General features: G+C 54.9%; 19 protein-coding genes. 6 read left to right on the top strand and 13 right to left on the bottom strand.

Features of this window, described 5'->3' with window-relative positions:
• Positions 1 to 46 precede the first annotated feature (46 nt).
• The 5 genes from ACOTX2_RS16550 to rpsF all read right to left on the bottom strand — a co-directional run bounded on the left by ACOTX2_RS16550 (position 47) and on the right by rpsF (position 2,568).
• Positions 47 to 976, bottom strand: coding sequence for a DMT family transporter (locus ACOTX2_RS16550; protein WP_023299146.1), 930 nt, complete (start codon positions 974 to 976; stop codon positions 47 to 49).
• Between the two features lie 152 nt (positions 977 to 1,128).
• Positions 1,129 to 1,578, bottom strand: coding sequence for a 50S ribosomal protein L9 (gene rplI, locus ACOTX2_RS16545; RefSeq protein ID WP_006810372.1), 450 nt, complete (start codon positions 1,576 to 1,578; stop codon positions 1,129 to 1,131).
• A 41-nt stretch (positions 1,579 to 1,619) separates the two neighbouring features.
• Positions 1,620 to 1,847: a 30S ribosomal protein S18 gene (gene rpsR, locus ACOTX2_RS16540; protein WP_000135199.1), complete on the bottom strand. Its 228-nt coding sequence runs from the start codon at positions 1,845 to 1,847 to the stop codon at positions 1,620 to 1,622.
• A gap of 4 nt (positions 1,848 to 1,851) precedes the next feature.
• The gene (priB, locus tag ACOTX2_RS16535; protein ID WP_022646836.1) at positions 1,852 to 2,166 is read right to left on the bottom strand and encodes a primosomal replication protein N; all 315 of its coding nucleotides are present in this window, start codon (positions 2,164 to 2,166) and stop codon (positions 1,852 to 1,854) included.
• 6 nt (positions 2,167 to 2,172) lie between these two features.
• Positions 2,173 to 2,568 (bottom strand): 30S ribosomal protein S6, encoded by a 396-nt coding sequence (gene rpsF / locus ACOTX2_RS16530; protein ID WP_003856034.1) that lies wholly within the window; start codon positions 2,566 to 2,568, stop codon positions 2,173 to 2,175.
• A gap of 340 nt (positions 2,569 to 2,908) precedes the next feature.
• Here rpsF and yjfY point away from each other — a divergent pair, with 340 nt between their 5' ends.
• Positions 2,909 to 3,184, top strand: a complete 276-nt coding sequence (gene yjfY / locus ACOTX2_RS16525) for a DUF1471 family protein YjfY (protein WP_023299144.1) — start codon at positions 2,909 to 2,911, stop codon at positions 3,182 to 3,184.
• 133 nt (positions 3,185 to 3,317) lie between these two features.
• Here the strand turns inward: yjfY and ACOTX2_RS16520 are convergent, their stop codons facing one another.
• The 6 genes from ACOTX2_RS16520 to ulaA are packed head-to-tail and all read right to left on the bottom strand — an operon-like array spanning position 3,318 to position 7,725.
• Positions 3,318 to 4,004: an L-ribulose-5-phosphate 4-epimerase gene (locus ACOTX2_RS16520; protein ID WP_022646834.1), complete on the bottom strand. Its 687-nt coding sequence runs from the start codon at positions 4,002 to 4,004 to the stop codon at positions 3,318 to 3,320.
• Positions 3,997 to 4,857 (bottom strand): L-ribulose-5-phosphate 3-epimerase, encoded by an 861-nt coding sequence (locus tag ACOTX2_RS16515; RefSeq protein ID WP_063146648.1) that lies wholly within the window; start codon positions 4,855 to 4,857, stop codon positions 3,997 to 3,999. Before ACOTX2_RS16515 ends, ACOTX2_RS16520 begins: the two co-directional genes overlap by 8 nt.
• 9 nt (positions 4,858 to 4,866) lie before the next feature.
• The gene (gene ulaD / locus ACOTX2_RS16510; RefSeq protein ID WP_022646832.1) at positions 4,867 to 5,517 is read right to left on the bottom strand and encodes a 3-keto-L-gulonate-6-phosphate decarboxylase UlaD; all 651 of its coding nucleotides are present in this window, start codon (positions 5,515 to 5,517) and stop codon (positions 4,867 to 4,869) included.
• A gap of 12 nt (positions 5,518 to 5,529) precedes the next feature.
• On the bottom strand, positions 5,530 to 5,997 hold the full coding sequence (gene ulaC / locus ACOTX2_RS16505; protein WP_003856024.1) for a PTS ascorbate transporter subunit IIA: 468 nt from the start codon (positions 5,995 to 5,997) through the stop codon (positions 5,530 to 5,532).
• A 9-nt stretch (positions 5,998 to 6,006) separates the two neighbouring features.
• Entirely contained in the window at positions 6,007 to 6,312 is a 306-nt protein-coding gene (gene ulaB, locus ACOTX2_RS16500) for a PTS ascorbate transporter subunit IIB (protein ID WP_003856022.1), read from the bottom strand.
• 12 nt (positions 6,313 to 6,324) lie between these two features.
• On the bottom strand, positions 6,325 to 7,725 hold the full coding sequence (ulaA, locus tag ACOTX2_RS16495) for a PTS ascorbate transporter subunit IIC (RefSeq protein ID WP_063148058.1): 1,401 nt from the start codon (positions 7,723 to 7,725) through the stop codon (positions 6,325 to 6,327).
• Positions 7,726 to 8,084: 359 nt separating this feature from the next.
• Here ulaA and ulaG point away from each other — a divergent pair, with 359 nt between their 5' ends.
• Positions 8,085 to 9,149, top strand: a complete 1,065-nt coding sequence (ulaG, locus tag ACOTX2_RS16490; protein ID WP_058647072.1) for an L-ascorbate 6-phosphate lactonase — start codon at positions 8,085 to 8,087, stop codon at positions 9,147 to 9,149.
• A 110-nt stretch (positions 9,150 to 9,259) separates the two neighbouring features.
• The gene (gene ulaR / locus ACOTX2_RS16485; protein WP_003856014.1) at positions 9,260 to 10,015 is read left to right on the top strand and encodes an HTH-type transcriptional regulator UlaR; all 756 of its coding nucleotides are present in this window, start codon (positions 9,260 to 9,262) and stop codon (positions 10,013 to 10,015) included.
• On the opposite strand, the gene yjfP is transcribed toward ulaR, so the two are convergent.
• A complete protein-coding gene (yjfP, locus tag ACOTX2_RS16480) occupies positions 10,012 to 10,734 on the bottom strand; it encodes an esterase (RefSeq protein ID WP_063148057.1) in 723 nt (240 codons plus the stop codon). The two genes, ulaR and yjfP, sit on opposite strands and share 4 nt — an antisense overlap.
• A gap of 137 nt (positions 10,735 to 10,871) precedes the next feature.
• Here yjfP and bsmA point away from each other — a divergent pair, with 137 nt between their 5' ends.
• From bsmA to ACOTX2_RS16465, 3 genes are all read left to right on the top strand, one after another.
• Positions 10,872 to 11,201 (top strand): biofilm peroxide resistance protein BsmA, encoded by a 330-nt coding sequence (gene bsmA / locus ACOTX2_RS16475; protein WP_003856011.1) that lies wholly within the window; start codon positions 10,872 to 10,874, stop codon positions 11,199 to 11,201.
• Between the two features lie 148 nt (positions 11,202 to 11,349).
• Entirely contained in the window at positions 11,350 to 11,625 is a 276-nt protein-coding gene (gene yjfN, locus ACOTX2_RS16470) for a DUF1471 family protease activator YjfN (RefSeq protein WP_017694671.1), read from the top strand.
• Positions 11,626 to 11,795: 170 nt separating this feature from the next.
• Entirely contained in the window at positions 11,796 to 13,727 is a 1,932-nt protein-coding gene (locus ACOTX2_RS16465; protein ID WP_023299139.1) for a methyl-accepting chemotaxis protein, read from the top strand.
• On the opposite strand, the gene ACOTX2_RS16460 is transcribed toward ACOTX2_RS16465, so the two are convergent.
• On the bottom strand, positions 13,724 to 15,346 hold the full coding sequence (locus ACOTX2_RS16460; protein WP_063148055.1) for an isovaleryl-CoA dehydrogenase: 1,623 nt from the start codon (positions 15,344 to 15,346) through the stop codon (positions 13,724 to 13,726). The two genes, ACOTX2_RS16465 and ACOTX2_RS16460, sit on opposite strands and share 4 nt — an antisense overlap.
• Positions 15,347 to 15,387 lie beyond the last annotated feature (41 nt).

Below are 15,387 nucleotides of genomic sequence, written 5' to 3'. Positions count from 1 at the left end.
TAGCCCAGGCCGGGTAAGGCGAAGCCGCCCCCCGGCACTTTTGTTCTCAGGCACGACGTTTATTCACCCACCAGATCCCCGAGCAGACCAGCACCAGCGCAATCGCGTATTTGATGTCCAGAATGTCTTCGCCGAGGAATATGGCGGAGAGCACTGTTCCTGCTACAGGTATGACAAAGTTGAACGGGGCAATCATACTCACGCGGTTCACTTTCAGCAGCGCGCTCCACAGGGCGAACGCCACGGATGAGAGCAGCGTCAGATACCCCAGCACGGCGACGGCCTTCATGCTGTGCACCTCCAGCGCCCCGCCCGTGGCATAGCCTCCCGCAACCAGTGCCGCCCCGCCTATCGCCAGCTGCCATCCCGTCATCACCGTCGGGTCAACGGTCTGGGAAATGCGTTTCCCGTAAAGCGTGGCCGCAGAGAGAATAAAGGCCGCCAGCACCACAAATCCGTCACCTTGCCAGACAAACTGGAAATCACTTAACCCGCCGTGGAAGTTCACCAGCATCACACCGGTAAAGCCCAGAACACAGCCCAGCGTTTTGTTATAGCTGAGTTTGTCGTTGTGGTAGATAAAGTGCGCCAGCAGCACGCTGAAGAAGGTCCCGGTGGCATTCATGATCGAGCCGTTCACCCCGGTGGTGTAAGCAAGGCCGATATAAAAGAAGGTGTACTGGATGGTGGTCTGGGTCAGCCCGAGGATCGTGAGCTGACCAAACTGCGTGGGTGTGAGCCTGCCAATCGGTTTACGTTGGGCCAGGGCAAAGAGCAGCAGCAACGCACCGGCAAACAGAAAACGGTATCCAGCAAAGACGACTTTGGACGGAATATCATCGGTCGCGATCTGGAAGAGTTCGTAGCCGCTTTTAATGGCCGGGTATGAGCTTCCCCAAAGCAGACAGCAGAGCGTGGCGCAGGCATAGGCAACATTTCGACGGGCAAAGACGGGCGTGGGCAGAGCGGTATCCATGACAAATCTCATAAATAAAATTGCGTTTCAATTTATTATCAGAGAATGCATCAGGAATAGCGACCTTACAATCGCAAAACATGACGTAGGGTCACGCTAAAAAGCAAAACGCCGGCACAAGGCCGGCGCTTCGACGTGAGCAGAGTAAAAAATTACTCAGCTACTACGTTAACAACCAGTTTAGCGAACACTTCGCTGTGAACCTGGAAGTCAACTTCGTGCTCACCAGTGGTACGCAGAACGCCGTTCGGCATGCGAACTTCGCTCTTAGCCACTTTAACGCCTGCTGCAGTGACTGCATCAGCGATATCGCGGGTACCGATGGAACCGAACAGTTTACCTTCGTCGCCAGCTTTAGACGCGATGGTAACGGTGCCCAGTGCGTTGATTGCTTCAGCGCGAGCGTTAGCAGCCGCCAGAACGTCAGCCAGTTTGGCTTCCAGTTCAGCACGACGTGCTTCGAAAAACTCTACGTTTTTCTTAGTAGCTGGAACAGCTTTACCCTGTGGTACCAGGAAGTTACGAGCGTAACCCGCTTTAACGTTTACCTGATCACCCAGGCTGCCCAGGTTTGCTACTTTATCAAGCAGAATAACTTGCATTACCTTATCCTCTTAAAGTCGTATTAATGGACCGTGCCCGATTACTGATGACGATCAGTGTACGGCAGCAGAGACAGGTAGCGAGCGCGTTTGATAGCGCGAGCCAGCTGACGCTGATATTTTGCACGAGTACCGGTGATACGGCTTGGGACAATCTTACCGCTTTCGGTGATGTAGTTTTTCAGCGTTGCGATATCTTTATAGTCGATCTCTTGAACGCCTTCCGCGGTGAAACGGCAGAACTTGCGACGACGGAAATAACGTGCCATTTGGCTAGTCTCCAGTATCTATCAAATCAATCTGCTCGGCATGCAGAACCATTTTGCTCAGGCCGTTCTTTGCCTTGTGGCAAGAGATGAACCCCTGAACGATTACTGCACTACCGACCGTTAAACTGTGAGTAATGGCCTGGTTTTCGTGTCCGCTAATGATAACGGGCATTTGGCACCACGCCTGCCGGTGAAACCCGGCTTCCTCTTGCACAGAACGATGCTCAAGCACGAACTGGCAATGCGGAATTCCTGATGGGCTGACCTTTCGAAGGGGGGTCCTGCACACGGTGCCGGACAACACCAGACGGTTGGTCATCAGAAATTACTCTTCAGAATCCCCAGCATCAGAATCATCTGCGGTTTCGTTTGCGAAATCATCGCGACGCTCACGGCGCTCGTCTTTCGCTTTAACCATCGGAGATGCTTCGGTCACTGCGTGTTTGGTACGCATAACCATGCTGCGGATAACGGCATCGTTGAAGCGGAAGGTAGTTTCCAGCTCATCAATCACTTCCTGCGGCGCTTCAACGTTCATCAGAACGTAGTGAGCTTTGTGCAGTTTGTTGATTGGGTAAGCCAGCTGACGGCGGCCCCAGTCTTCCAGACGGTGGATCGTGCCTTCTGCACCAGTGATGGCAGCAGAGTAACGCTCGATCATACCCGGAACCTGTTCGCTCTGGTCAGGATGGACCATAAAAACGATTTCGTAATGACGCATCGAATTGCTCCTTACGGATTATTCAGCCTCCTGTCTGGGTCAGCCGAGGCCCGGGGAGGCAAGGAACGTGTTAAAGGTCGGCTGAAAAATTGACGCGTCATAATACTTGCGCGCCCCGCTAAACACAAGGTGATTGCACAAATAATTCGCACAAAGGGTAAAGCTGTTCTAAGTGGGTGATTTAAAATCTCACTTATCAGAAACGCTGTTTTTTTGAACAACACCATCAGAAATGGTCACCCATCGCAACCCGAGTAGCGATTACACTTTAATCAGAAGCCTTAAGCAGAGAAGGAGAGCATTACCCCATATCACAGCACGCAGTCGTGGAGCGCATATCATGAAAAGAATCGCATTCGCCATTTTGGCTGCGCTTTTGCTCAGTGCAAACGCGATGGCAGCCATCAAGATAGACAGCCGACAGGCCAGAAACATGGATGATGTGCAGAGCTTAGGCGTTATTTACATCAATCATAACTTCGCCACTGAAAGTGAAGCAGATCAGGCGCTTAATGAAGAAACCGATGCGCAGGGCGCAAAATACTATCACGTCATACTGACACGTGAGCCCGGCAGCAACGGCAATATGCGCGCCAGTGCAGATATTTACCAGTAACGCTTTATCGCCAGCACCAGGAAAGCCAACGAAAATCATAGCTATATATGATTGCCCCCTGCCGGGGGCTTTTTTTATGAATGGCTCCGGAATACCACCGGTTACAACTGTTTCGGTATTCCAGAGCACTTATTCACTTCTGCCCGTAATAAGCATTCGGGCCGTGCTTACGCATGAAATGCTTGTTCATCAGATAATCATCAATGCCCTGAAGCTGTGGGTTAATGCCGCGCGCAATCCACGCCATTCGAGCCACCTCTTCCATCACCACCGCGTTATGCACGGCGTCATGCGCATCTTTACCCCAGGAGAATGGACCATGCTGGTACACCACAATACCCGGCGTATGCAGTGGTTCCGTCTCACCCAGCGTTTCGATAATGACCCTGCCGGTGTTAAGTTCGTACTCGCCTTCGACCTCAGCCTGCGTTAACGCCCGCGTGCAGGGAATATCGCCGAAGAAGTAGTCCGCGTGCGTCGTACCCAAAGCAGGGATCGCCAGCCCGGCCTGTGCCCAGGCGGTGGCGTGCGTGGAATGGGTATGCACAACACCACCCAGGGACGGGTAACGCTGGTACAGCGCCAGATGGGTTGCCGTATCTGAAGAAGGACGCCATTTGCCTTCAACAACGTGTCCTTCCAGGTCAACCACCACCATATCGTCCACTTTCATGGCGTCATAGGCCACGCCGCTCGGCTTAATCACCACCAGCCCCCGATCGCGATCGATGGCGCTTACGTTGCCCCAGGTAAACGTCACCAGTCCATAGCGCGGGAGATCCATATTGGCCTCAAAGACCTGCTGTTTCAGCTTAAGCATGTTCCGCCTCCAGTAAGCCTGCCCGCGCCATGCGCTCGCGCACCCAGTCCCGGGCTTTCGCCACTTCTGCCGCCGGGTCGTCCGCGGTTTCGCTCCACATCTCAATCAGGTAAGGTCCGCAATAACCTGTCTGTTTGAGCGTCTGGAAGCACCGTTCGAAATCCACCACCCCGGTGCCGAACGGTACGTTTTTAAACACGCCGGGACGGGTATCTTTTACGTGCACCGCCACGATATGCCCGATGCCCGCCTGAAGCTCCATCTGTACGTCGTTATCCCATGCCGACAGGTTGCCGATATCCGGATAAAGCTGGAACCACGGATTGTTCAGATAGTGCGCGTAGCCCAGCGCCTTGCTGATGGAGTTCATCAATGGATAATCCATGATCTCCATCGCCAGCGTCACCTGCGCACGGCTTGCCATCTCAACGCTCTCTTTCAGGCCGTCACGGAAACGACGGCGCGTCTCATCGTTGGCTTCCTGATAGTAAACATCGTAACCCGCCAGTTGGATCACGCGGATGCCAACATCCTGTGCAAAGCGAATGGCTTTACGCATGATCTCCAGCCCTTCGGCGCGTACGGCATCATCTTCGTTGCCAAGCGGAAAACGACGGTGAGCGCTCAGGCACATGGACGGCACGCGCACGCCGGTTTCGGCAATGGCGCTCACCAGCGCCAGACGCTGGTCGCGGCGCCAGTCCAGGCGAGAAAGACGCTCGTCCGTCTCATCCACCGACATTTCGACAAAATCGAAACCCAGCTGCTTCGCCAGCTGTAACCGCTCCAGCCAGCACTCCCCCGCAGGGAGTGCCTTTTCATAGATGCCAAGCGGAACCTGTTTTGACAACATACCCGCTCCTTAACCCCAAAGCTGAGCGATTGAGCGTTTAAACTGACGCGCAGCTTCCACCGGAGATTCCGCATCGCGAATGCTACGACCGGCAATAAAGACGTGGATTGGAATACCCTTGAACAGCGGCAGATCTTCCAGCGCCAGACCACCGGTCACGGTCACTTTGAAGCCCATATCGGCCAGGCGTTTGATCGCGTTGATATCAGCTTCGCCCCACGCCACACCTGCGGCCTGCGCATCACGGCTGCGGTGATAAACCACCTGCTGGATACCCGCTTCGCGCCACTCCTGTGCCTGCTCCCAGGTCCAGAAGCCGGTCAGTTCAATCTGCACGTCGCCGTTGAACTCTTTCGCTACGTCCAGCGCGCCTTTCGCAGTGTTGATATCTGCACAGCAGATCACGGTGACCCAGTCGGCGTTGGCTTCAAAGCACATGCGAGAGAGAATTTTGCCCGCATCGGCAATTTTGGCATCCGCCAGCACGATTTTATGCGGATAGAGCGCCTTCAGGTCACGAACCGCACGAACGCCTTCGCCCACGCACAGAATGGTGCCGACTTCGATGATGTCCACCTCTTCCGCAATCAGACGGGTGGTTTCGTAAGCGTGAGACAGCGTCTGGTTATCCAGCGCGACCTGCAACATTGGTAATGACATTTTCAATTCCTCTTAAACGGCCGCCGCAGTGGCGTTATCAATTAAATCCAGCACGTCCTGCGCGGTACGGCAGGCACGTAAACGGTCAAAATTAGCTTCGTCATCAAACAGGTTAACGATCTGCATGATGCCCACCTCCTGGTGGGTGTTGGCATCGACAGCTGCCATGGTGATCAGAATGTCGACCGGGTCGTTATCTTCGTGGTTGAACACCAGCGGGGTTTTCAGCGTCACCAGCGCAAAACCGGTTTTCTTGACACCCTCTTCCGGGCGGCCATGCGGCATTGCCAGCCCCGGGGCAATCACAAAATAGGGGCCGTGCTGCGCCACGCCATCCAGGATGGCCTGGTAATAACGCGGCTCGACAACGTCCGCCTTAACCAGCAGGTCCACGCTCAGCTTCACCGCTTCCTGCCAGGTACTGGCTTCGGCCTGTAAAAGGATGGAGTTATTCTCAGCCAGCGAATCACGTAGTTTCATGTGGCATCCTTACTTCACGTCTTGTGGGAAGTGCTCTTTGATCACTTCCAGCAGTTTTGGCCCAAAATCCGCAGGCGATAGCATGTTGCGCACGCCTACCACGTATTTGTTGCCCGACACGCTAATCTCGCCGGCAATGTGCGTTGAAGCGATGATGATGTCCGCGCCGTTCAGTTCACTTTTGTATTCACCCACTGCGCAGCTGTTCACCGTGTGGTCAATGTTTGACTGGGTTAAAAACTGGTCCACTTTCATTTTCATGATCATGGAGCTTCCTTGCCCATTGCCACACACAGCCAGGATACGTACGGTCATAATCGAAACTCCTTAGTGAGCAGAAACTTCTGCTGTTTGTTTTTCCGCATCTTCTTCAGCTCGCAGCGAACGGCCAGCGAAGAACATATAAGTCAGTGCAATCAGGATGATGACGGCCATAAAGACCAGCCCGACGGACGCAAAGCCCTGCATCATCGGCGGCGCCAGAATTGACCAGTCCGCCATGCCCATCCAGGCGCTCATGCCGGTGAGCTTGACCGCCCACACGCACCCGAAGATTTCAACCATGCCCATCACCAGGCAGATCTTGAGCGCGGCGCGCCATCCGCCGAAGTGGTTAGCAAACACGCCGATAGTGGCGTTGGAGAAGAACATCGGGATAAAGCCAGGAATAATCAGGATTGAGGAGCCACAGCCCACCAGGATGCCGACCGCAATCAGCTGGCCGATGGTGCCCCACATAAAGCCCCAGACGACGGCGTTTGGCGCAAAGCTATAGATAGCCGCACAGTCAATCGCCAGCACCGCGCCAGGGATCAGGCGCTGAGAGATACCGTTGAACGCTTCCGACAGCTCGGCGACGAACATACGCACGCCCTGAGTGATGATGAAAATGGCCACGGCAAAGGAGAAACCGGTTTGCAGGATATAGACCGTCCAGTTGGTTTTACCCGCCATCGCCTGCACCACGTCAATGCCAAAGGAGAGCAGGATGGCACCGAAGAAAAGGGTCATCACAATCGCCGTGGAGACGATGTTGTCGTGGAAGATATTCAACCAGCCAGGCAATTTGAGGTCTTCAACACTCTCCTCTTTTTTACCCAGGTACGGTGCAACTTTGTACGCAATCCAGGAGGCGAACTGCTGCTGGTGACCGATGGAGAAGCCGCAGCCGTCAGTAACGTCCTGCGTTGGCTTATACATCATGTTGGAGGTGATGCCCCAGTAAAGCGAGACCAGCACTGCCGTGCAGATGACCGTGGTCCACATTGGGTAGCCGAAGATATAGAGAGAAACGGCAATCAGCCCCGCCTGCTGGAACATGATGTGCCCGGTGAGCATGATGGTGCGAATACCGGTGATGCGGCGCAGGAGTACGTAAATGATGTTCAGCGCCAGCGCGAGCAGTACCGCATACCCAACCCAGCTGTACGCATCCCCCATGCGATCGATGGTGGCCATCATGGACGCGTAAGTGTCAGAGATGGCGCCGTTAATGCCATATACCTCAGACATTTTGGCAACGACCGGCTTAAACGTGCTGGTCAGAATGCCAGACCCCGCCTGCAACAGCATAAAACCAATGATGGTTTTGATGGTGCCTTTGATAATCACGCTGACGCTTTTGCGCAGCAGGATGTACCCCAGGCACGTCACGATACCCAGCAACAGCGGGGCGTTGGTCATTACCTGATTAAAGAAAACGGTAAAGACGTTGTAGAGGATCTCCATAACTCTCTCCAGAAAATGAGAACACGAGGGGCAATCCCTGTGTGGTTGGTGTCATCACTCTATTAATCACAAATAATCACCACAAGATTGCATTTGATTATTTGTGACGGATCACGCAATTTATTTCCATGGAGTTAGTAATGATTTTCACTACCGATCCAGAAAGATAAATAAATTCTTAATTTTCAATATATTAATTATATGTAGCGGTTATCTTAACAACGCCGAGGTGTATTTTCTGTGATGTGGCGAGGGGAACTTTCCGCAAATCAGCCATTGCAAATCGATTCAAACAGTGCCAGCATTAATCACAACAAGTCACAGTATGATTACTTTTGATTAAAACCAGGAGTCAAACGATGAGTAAAGTGAAAACCATCACCCGTGAATCATGGATTTTGAGTACCTTTCCGGAGTGGGGTAGCTGGCTGAACGAAGAGATCGAGCAGGAACAGGTTGCTCCTGGCACATTTGCGATGTGGTGGCTGGGATGCACCGGGATCTGGCTGAAATCAGAAGGCGGCGCCAACATTTGTGTCGATTTCTGGTGCGGCACCGGCAAACAGAGCCACGGCAATCCACTGATGAAAAAAGGCCACCAGATGCAGCGTATGGCCGGCGTTGAAAAGCTCCAGCCGAACCTGCGCACCACGCCTTTTGTGCTTGATCCTTTCGCCATTCGCCAGATCGACGCCGTTCTCTCTACCCACGATCACAACGATCATATCGACGTGAACGTGGCGGCTGCGGTAATGCAAAACTGCGCGGACGACGTACCCTTTATCGGGCCGCAGACCTGCGTGGATTTGTGGATTGGCTGGGGCGTGCCAAAAGAGCGCTGCATTGTGATGAAGCCGGGCGACGTGGTGAAAATCAAAGACGTTGAAATTCACGCGCTGGATGCCTTTGATCGCACCGCGCTGATCACCCTGCCTTCCGACCAAAAAGCCGCAGGCGTACTGCCAGACGGGATGGACGAGCGCGCAGTGAACTACCTGTTCAAAACGCCTGGCGGTTCCCTGTATCACAGCGGTGACTCTCACTACTCCAACTACTACGCGAAGCACGGTAACGAGCACCAGATTGACGTGGCGCTTGGCTCTTACGGTGAAAACCCGCGCGGGATTACCGACAAAATGACCAGCGCGGACATGCTGCGCATGGCCGAAGCGCTGAACACCAAAGTGGTGATCCCCTTCCACCACGATATCTGGTCAAACTTCCAGGCCGATCCGCAAGAGATCCGCGTCCTGTGGGAGATGAAAAAAGACCGACTCAAGTATGGTTTCAAGCCGTTCATCTGGCAGGTTGGCGGCAAGTTCACCTGGCCGCTGGATAAAGACAATCTCGAGTACCACTACCCGCGTGGTTTTGATGATTGCTTCACCATTGAGCCAGACCTGCCGTTCAAGTCCTTCCTCTGATTGTGCAGCCCAATCGCCAGACACTGTGTCTGGCGATGTCATATTTAATTTAGTAATTTCATGCTATTTCAAATATCATCTTTTCAAATCAATTCTTTTCGGAATAGCTCATGACGGAAGCGCAACGGCATCAAATTTTACTGGAACTCCTGGCGCAAACAGGGTTTATCACCGTCGAGAAAGTGATCGAACGTTTAGGGATCTCCCCTGCTACCGCGCGGCGGGACATTAACAAGCTGGATGAAAGCGGCAAGCTGAAAAAAGTCCGCAACGGCGCAGAGGCCATCAGCCAGCAGCGTCCACGCTGGACGCCGATGAATATTCACCAGGCGCAGAATCACGATGAAAAGGTGCGGATTGCCAGAGCGGCATCACAGCTGGTGAATCCCGGGGAAAGCGTGGTGATTAACTGCGGCTCGACAGCGTTTTTACTGGGCCGAGAGATGTGCGGCAAGCCGGTGCAAATCATTACCAACTATCTGCCGCTGGCCAACTATCTCATTGACCAGGAACATGAAAGCGTGGTGATCATGGGCGGCCAGTATAACAAGAGCCAGTCCATAACCCTGAGCCCGCAGGACAGTGAAAACAGCCTCTACGCCGGGCACTGGATGTTTACCAGCGGCAAAGGCCTGACGGCGGATGGCCTGTATAAAACCGATATGCTCACCGCAATGGCAGAGCAGAACATGCTCAACGTGGTGGGTAAACTGGTGGTGCTGGTCGACAGCAGCAAGGTCGGTGAACGCGCCGGCATGCTTTTCAGCCGCGCCGAGCAAATCAGCATGGTGATCACCGGCAAAAACGCCAACCCCGAGATCCTCAGCAAGCTTGAGGATCAGGGTGTCACGGTGCTGCGCGTTTAAAGGTGCTGACGGAAAAACTCCACGGTGGCTTCCAGCGCAGCCGGAGTAATACGGTGCCGGACACCGGCACCCCACAGGCAGGTCAGATTGCTGTCCAGCCCTTCACGCTGTAGCGCCTGTTGCAGACGGAACGTTTCACCGGGCGGTACGACATCGTCGGCATCCCCATGCCACAGCAACAGGGGACGATCGGCCAGCTGTGAAAGCGCATGGCTGACGTCCCATTCAGACAACAGGGCCTCAATCTCCTGAGGTGCCTGCGGCGGGAACAGCGTCTTTGCCAGTGACATTAAGTAGCCCGATCCCATCAGGCAAGCCACGGACGTCACCTCCGGATGCCTGGCCATGAGCCCCAGCGCCGTCATTCCGCCCATTGATGCGCCTGCGACCGCCAGCCGTTTCCCCTCCACCAGCCCGGCCTGTAAAAGCGCGTCACGCAGCCCGGCGAACTCGGTCAGATTGCCGTGCAGCGTTTGCCAGAACAGCCCCAGCCGCGCCTGTTCATCGCCCGTAAAGCGTGCCCCATGATTCGGCGCATCAGGCATGACCACCCGGAAACCGGCCTGCGCCAGCGCGACGGAAAAATAGCTGTAGACCAGCTTTGAGGAGAGAAAGCCATGATAGAAAACTACCGTCGGCAGCGGCTGTTCACCTTTACCAGCCGGAAAAGCATGGATGATTTCATGCTCACTAAGCAGGCGAGTTTCAATTTCAATCATTGTCGATCCTGTGCTGATGAATGATTCATAATGTTGAGAGCTGGATTACGGTTTCACGATATTTTCATTCGAAATCTACGTCCCAGATAACACTTCGGGAACATTCCCCCAAAACTAAATTCGCAGACCACTACACTATGGCTATCAGGAAAAGAGACAGGTTTATGCGCAGGCTTACCGCTTTATTGCTGGTCTCACTGCTCAGCGGATGTTCCGTATTGCAGGGTACGCCAGAACCGGCACCGCCGGTTACCGATCATCCTCAGGAAATTCGTCGTAATCAGACGGAAGGATTACAACGCCTGGGAACCGTATCCGCGATGGTTCGCGGTTCACCGGATGATGCAGAAGACGCAATTGAAGCACAGGCCGTTGCCGCAAAAGCAGATTATTACGTCATCACGATGATTGATGAAACCATTATTACGGGACAGTGGTATGCACAAGGCATTTTGTACCGTAAGTGAGCATCATCATTTGAACGACCTTTACACTGCTTTGCGTCCGTAGACATTTTCCTGTCCACAATAAACTCCATGCCAGCAACAATGGAAATGAGTTTATTCGCGAAGGATTGCCCGGCGGATACCGGAGACACGTGAAAAGGAGCTGACGATGAAACGAACCCTTGCTTTAACGACGCTATTGCTTTCAGCGGGCCTGCTGAGCACCACGGCGCAGTCGGCTGAATTTGCCAGCGCGGATTGCGTCACGGGCCTGAATGAGATTGGTCAGATCTCCGTCAATAATATCACGGGGAGTCCGCAAGACGTTGAACGTGTCGTCGCCCTGAAGGCCGATGAACAGGGCGCATCCTGGTATCGCATCGTCCAGATGCAGGAAGATAACCATGTTAATCACTGGCGCGTGCAGGCTATTCTTTATGCATAATCCCCTCCGATAAAAGCCACTTAATTTTAGTGGCTTTTCACTTTTGCAAATTTTTTATCTCTCCCGAAACTCAATAAAAACAAACACGTAACATTCAGTTACATTAAACAGATAAACGTTCTCTCCGCTCTGCCGTTGAACAGCCATCACTTTTCAATAATGAGCAATATATGATCACCTTTTTCCGCCGGGCAGGACTGGGCACGAAGCTATCGCTGCTAACAGGTGTAAGTGTCGCTACGCTTTTTTTGCTGTTCACTTTCCTGTTGAGCCACAACGCCAGCCAGCAGCTTGAAGATCTTGCGGTTGAAGACCTGCATAACCAGTCCACCGGCATGGTGGATATGGTAGAGATGTTCAACACCAGCCTGAGCGAAGAGGTTGAAAGCTATACCCGTCTGTTCACCACCTTTTTGCCACAGCCATTAAACAGCGACAGCAGCCAGAGCCGGACCATAAATGGGCTTACCGTTCCTTTGCTGAAAGGCGGCGAAACGGAGTTGCATGAAAACAATACGCTTTCTGATGACTTCCTGAGCCGAACGGGAGCCATCTCGACGCTGTTTGTCCGCAGCGGTAACGATTTTGTCCGCGTGGCGACGTCGCTGCGCAAAGAGAATGGCGACCGCGCCATCGGAACCGTTCTTGATACCACCAGCCCGGCATTTGCCGCCGTCACTAAAGGGGAGGTCTATCGTGGCCTCGCGCTGCTGTTCGGCAAGCGCTATATCACGCAGTACCAGCCTGTTAAGAATGCGGAAGGCCAGGTTATCGGGATTATCTTTGTCGGCGTGGACATCACCCATTCGTGGAACGTCATGCGCGAGAAAATCCTTAACCGTCGTCTGGGCGAGAGCGGTCACTTCTTTGTACTGGATCGCAGTAGCGGCAAAACGCGCGGACAGTATCTGTTCCATGCCAGCGAAGAGGGCAAACTGCCTAACTGGGACACGGCGACACAGCAGCAGCTTCTGAGTGATAAAGCCGGCACGCTGGAACGCGTGAGCGCGGATGGCCGTACGCTCAAAGTTGCCTACACGCCGCTGCCGGGCTGGAACTGGACCATCGTGGGTGAAGTGGATAAAGCCGTACTGCTTTCAAGCGTCACCACACTGCGCGATCGCTTCCTGATGGCGGGCGTGGTGCTATCCGCTCTCTTCGCGGGCCTGTTCGTTATCCTCATTCGCCGGATGCTAACCCGCCCACTGCGCGAGGTGATCGCGCTTGCCCGGCAGTATGCCGCAGGCGATCTGCGCGCCAGCCTGCCGGTTACCCGCCAGGATGAAGTCGGCCAGCTGATTGACGCCATCAACGGGATCGGGGAAGGCCTGCAAAAAATTGTGTTGCAGGTCCGCGAGGCCGCAAGCGAGATCCATCTGGGGACTAACGCGCTGGCTTCAGACACCGGCGAGATCTCTGAACAGATCAACAAGCAGGCCAGCAGCGTTGAGGAGACCTCCGCCAGCATGGAGCAATTAGCCGCCACCGTGCAGCAAAATGCCGCCAACATGGAGCAAACGCAGCAGCTGGTGGGTGAAACCTCGCGCGCGGTGCATCAGGGTGGAGAGACGGTGACCCACGCAGTCTCCACCATGGATGATATTCGCGATGCATCGAAACGCATTGAAGACATCACCCGCGTGATTGAGTCCATCGCTTTCCAGACCAATATCCTGGCGCTCAATGCGGCGGTTGAGGCGGCGCGGGCGGGCGAGCACGGGAAAGGTTTCGCAGTGGTGGCGCAAGAGGTACGCGCCCTGGCCGCACGCAGCGCCAACGCGGTAAAAGAGATTGAACAGCTGATTGGGGATACGCTGAACAAGGTGAGCGAAGGCCATGCGCTGTCTGAGCAGACGCGTCTGGCGATGGATGCCATCATTGTTCATATCGATAACATCAGCCAGCTTGTCACCGAGATCAACCACGCCTCCCGCGAGCAGTCGGCGGGAATTGGCCAGGTGAATCTGGCGATGACGCACATCGGTGAGGCATCGCACATCAATGCCGATCGCATCTCACGCAGCGAGCAGACAGCACAGACGCTGCGCGAGAAGGGTTCACATCTCACCCGGCTGGTGAGCCTGTTCCAGCTGAAGGCTTAACCGACCCGGCCCGTGGCGCGCAGCAGCAGGTCGTTTTGCACCTGCTCGCTCATCAGCGTGCCGCCCCGGGTATCCAGCATCATGCGGCACCACGCCTGCGCCACGGGCGGCGATGCGTGCCGCAGCATTTGACTTCCGGCCCCGAGTAAAAAGAGCTGCTGCGCGATCTCCCTGCCCTGCGCTTCCTGCGGTTTCCGCAGCTTCTGCTGTAGCTGACGCCAGCTGCGATCGAAGTGCCTGTCCTGACCTTTGACCTGCGCGAAATCATCGGCGAGCAGGTCGAGAATGCCCGGCTGCTTCGCCAGCACGCGCAGTACATCCAGGCACATAATATTGCCAGAGCCTTCCCAGATGCTGTTGACGGGCATTTCACGGTACAACCGCGGAAGCTCACTCTCTTCGCAATAGCCTGCACCGCCCAGCACCTCCATTGCCTCTGCCACAAACGGTATGCCCGCTTTGCAGACGCTGTATTTTGCCGCCGGAGTGAAAAGCCGCGCCCATGCGGCTTCCTGTGGGTCGTTGCGGTTGTCCCACGCCCGGGCGAGTCGGAACAGCAGTGCCGTGTGTCCCTCCAGCACCAGCGCCATACGGCTTAGCACGTCGCGCATTAACGGCTGGTCGATCAGATTTTTGCCGAAGGTCTGCCGCTGATGGGCATGATAAAGCGCCACCGAGAGCGCACGGCGCATCAGTCCGTGACTGCCCAGCGCGCAGTCAAAGCGCGTCAGCCCGCCCATCTTCAGAATTTGCCGGACGCCTTCCCCCTCTTCGCCCAGCAGCCAGCCGGAAGCATCAAGAAATTCAGCCTCACTGCTGGCATTTGAGCGGTTGCCGAGCTTGTCCTTCAGACGCTCAAGGCGCACGGCATTACGTTGCCCGTCGGGTAAGAAACGCGGGACAAAAAAGCAGGACAACCCGCCCTTCGCCTGCGCTAGCACCAGATGCGCATCGCTCTGCGGCACGGAGAAAAACCATTTGTGCCCCACCAGCCGGTAACGGCCATCGCTGCATTTCTCTGCTTTGGTAGTATTACTGAGTACGTCCGAACCGCCCTGCTTTTCCGTCATCCCCATGCCGATCAGCAGGCCGCGCTTTTGCGCCCCCGGCGCGAGATGGGGGTCGTAGCGATCGCTCATTAGCGGCGTTAACCACTCATGAAACGGTTTGGGCAGCGACTGTTGCAACAGCGGCGTAGCCGCAAAGGTCATGGTCACCGGGCAAAGCGTTCCCGCCTCCACCTGAGCATGAAGTACGAAACGCGCGGCCCTGGCGACGAACGATCCTTTCCGCGCCTCCTCCTCCCACGCCAGGTTGTGCACCCGGTTGGCGCAAAGCCCCTGCATCAGAAGATGCCATGCCGGATGAAAGCGGACGTCATCCAGCCTCGCTCCCGTGGCGTCATAACGCAGCAGCTCCGGCGGATTAACGTTCGCCAGTCTGCCCAGCTCCAGCGACTCTGCCGTACCCAACTGCTGGCCGATGCTGGCAAGAAGATCCACATCCCACTCAGCCCCTTCGCGCGCTACCGCATCGCGCAGGGCGCAATCAGAGAGAAAAAGGTTGCTGTTCGATAGCGGTGCAGGTTGATTAAAAACGGTATGTGTCTGCCAGTGCATGCTGTCTCCCTCCTTTCATTGGCAATAAAGATAAGTATGGA

The sequence above is a fragment of the Enterobacter cloacae complex sp. IR5412 genome (assembly GCF_049237385.1).
GTDB lineage: Bacteria > Pseudomonadota > Gammaproteobacteria > Enterobacterales > Enterobacteriaceae > Enterobacter > Enterobacter intestinihominis.
The sequence above is the reverse complement of the archived record's forward strand: the minus strand, read 5'-3'. Positions and strand labels throughout refer to the sequence as shown.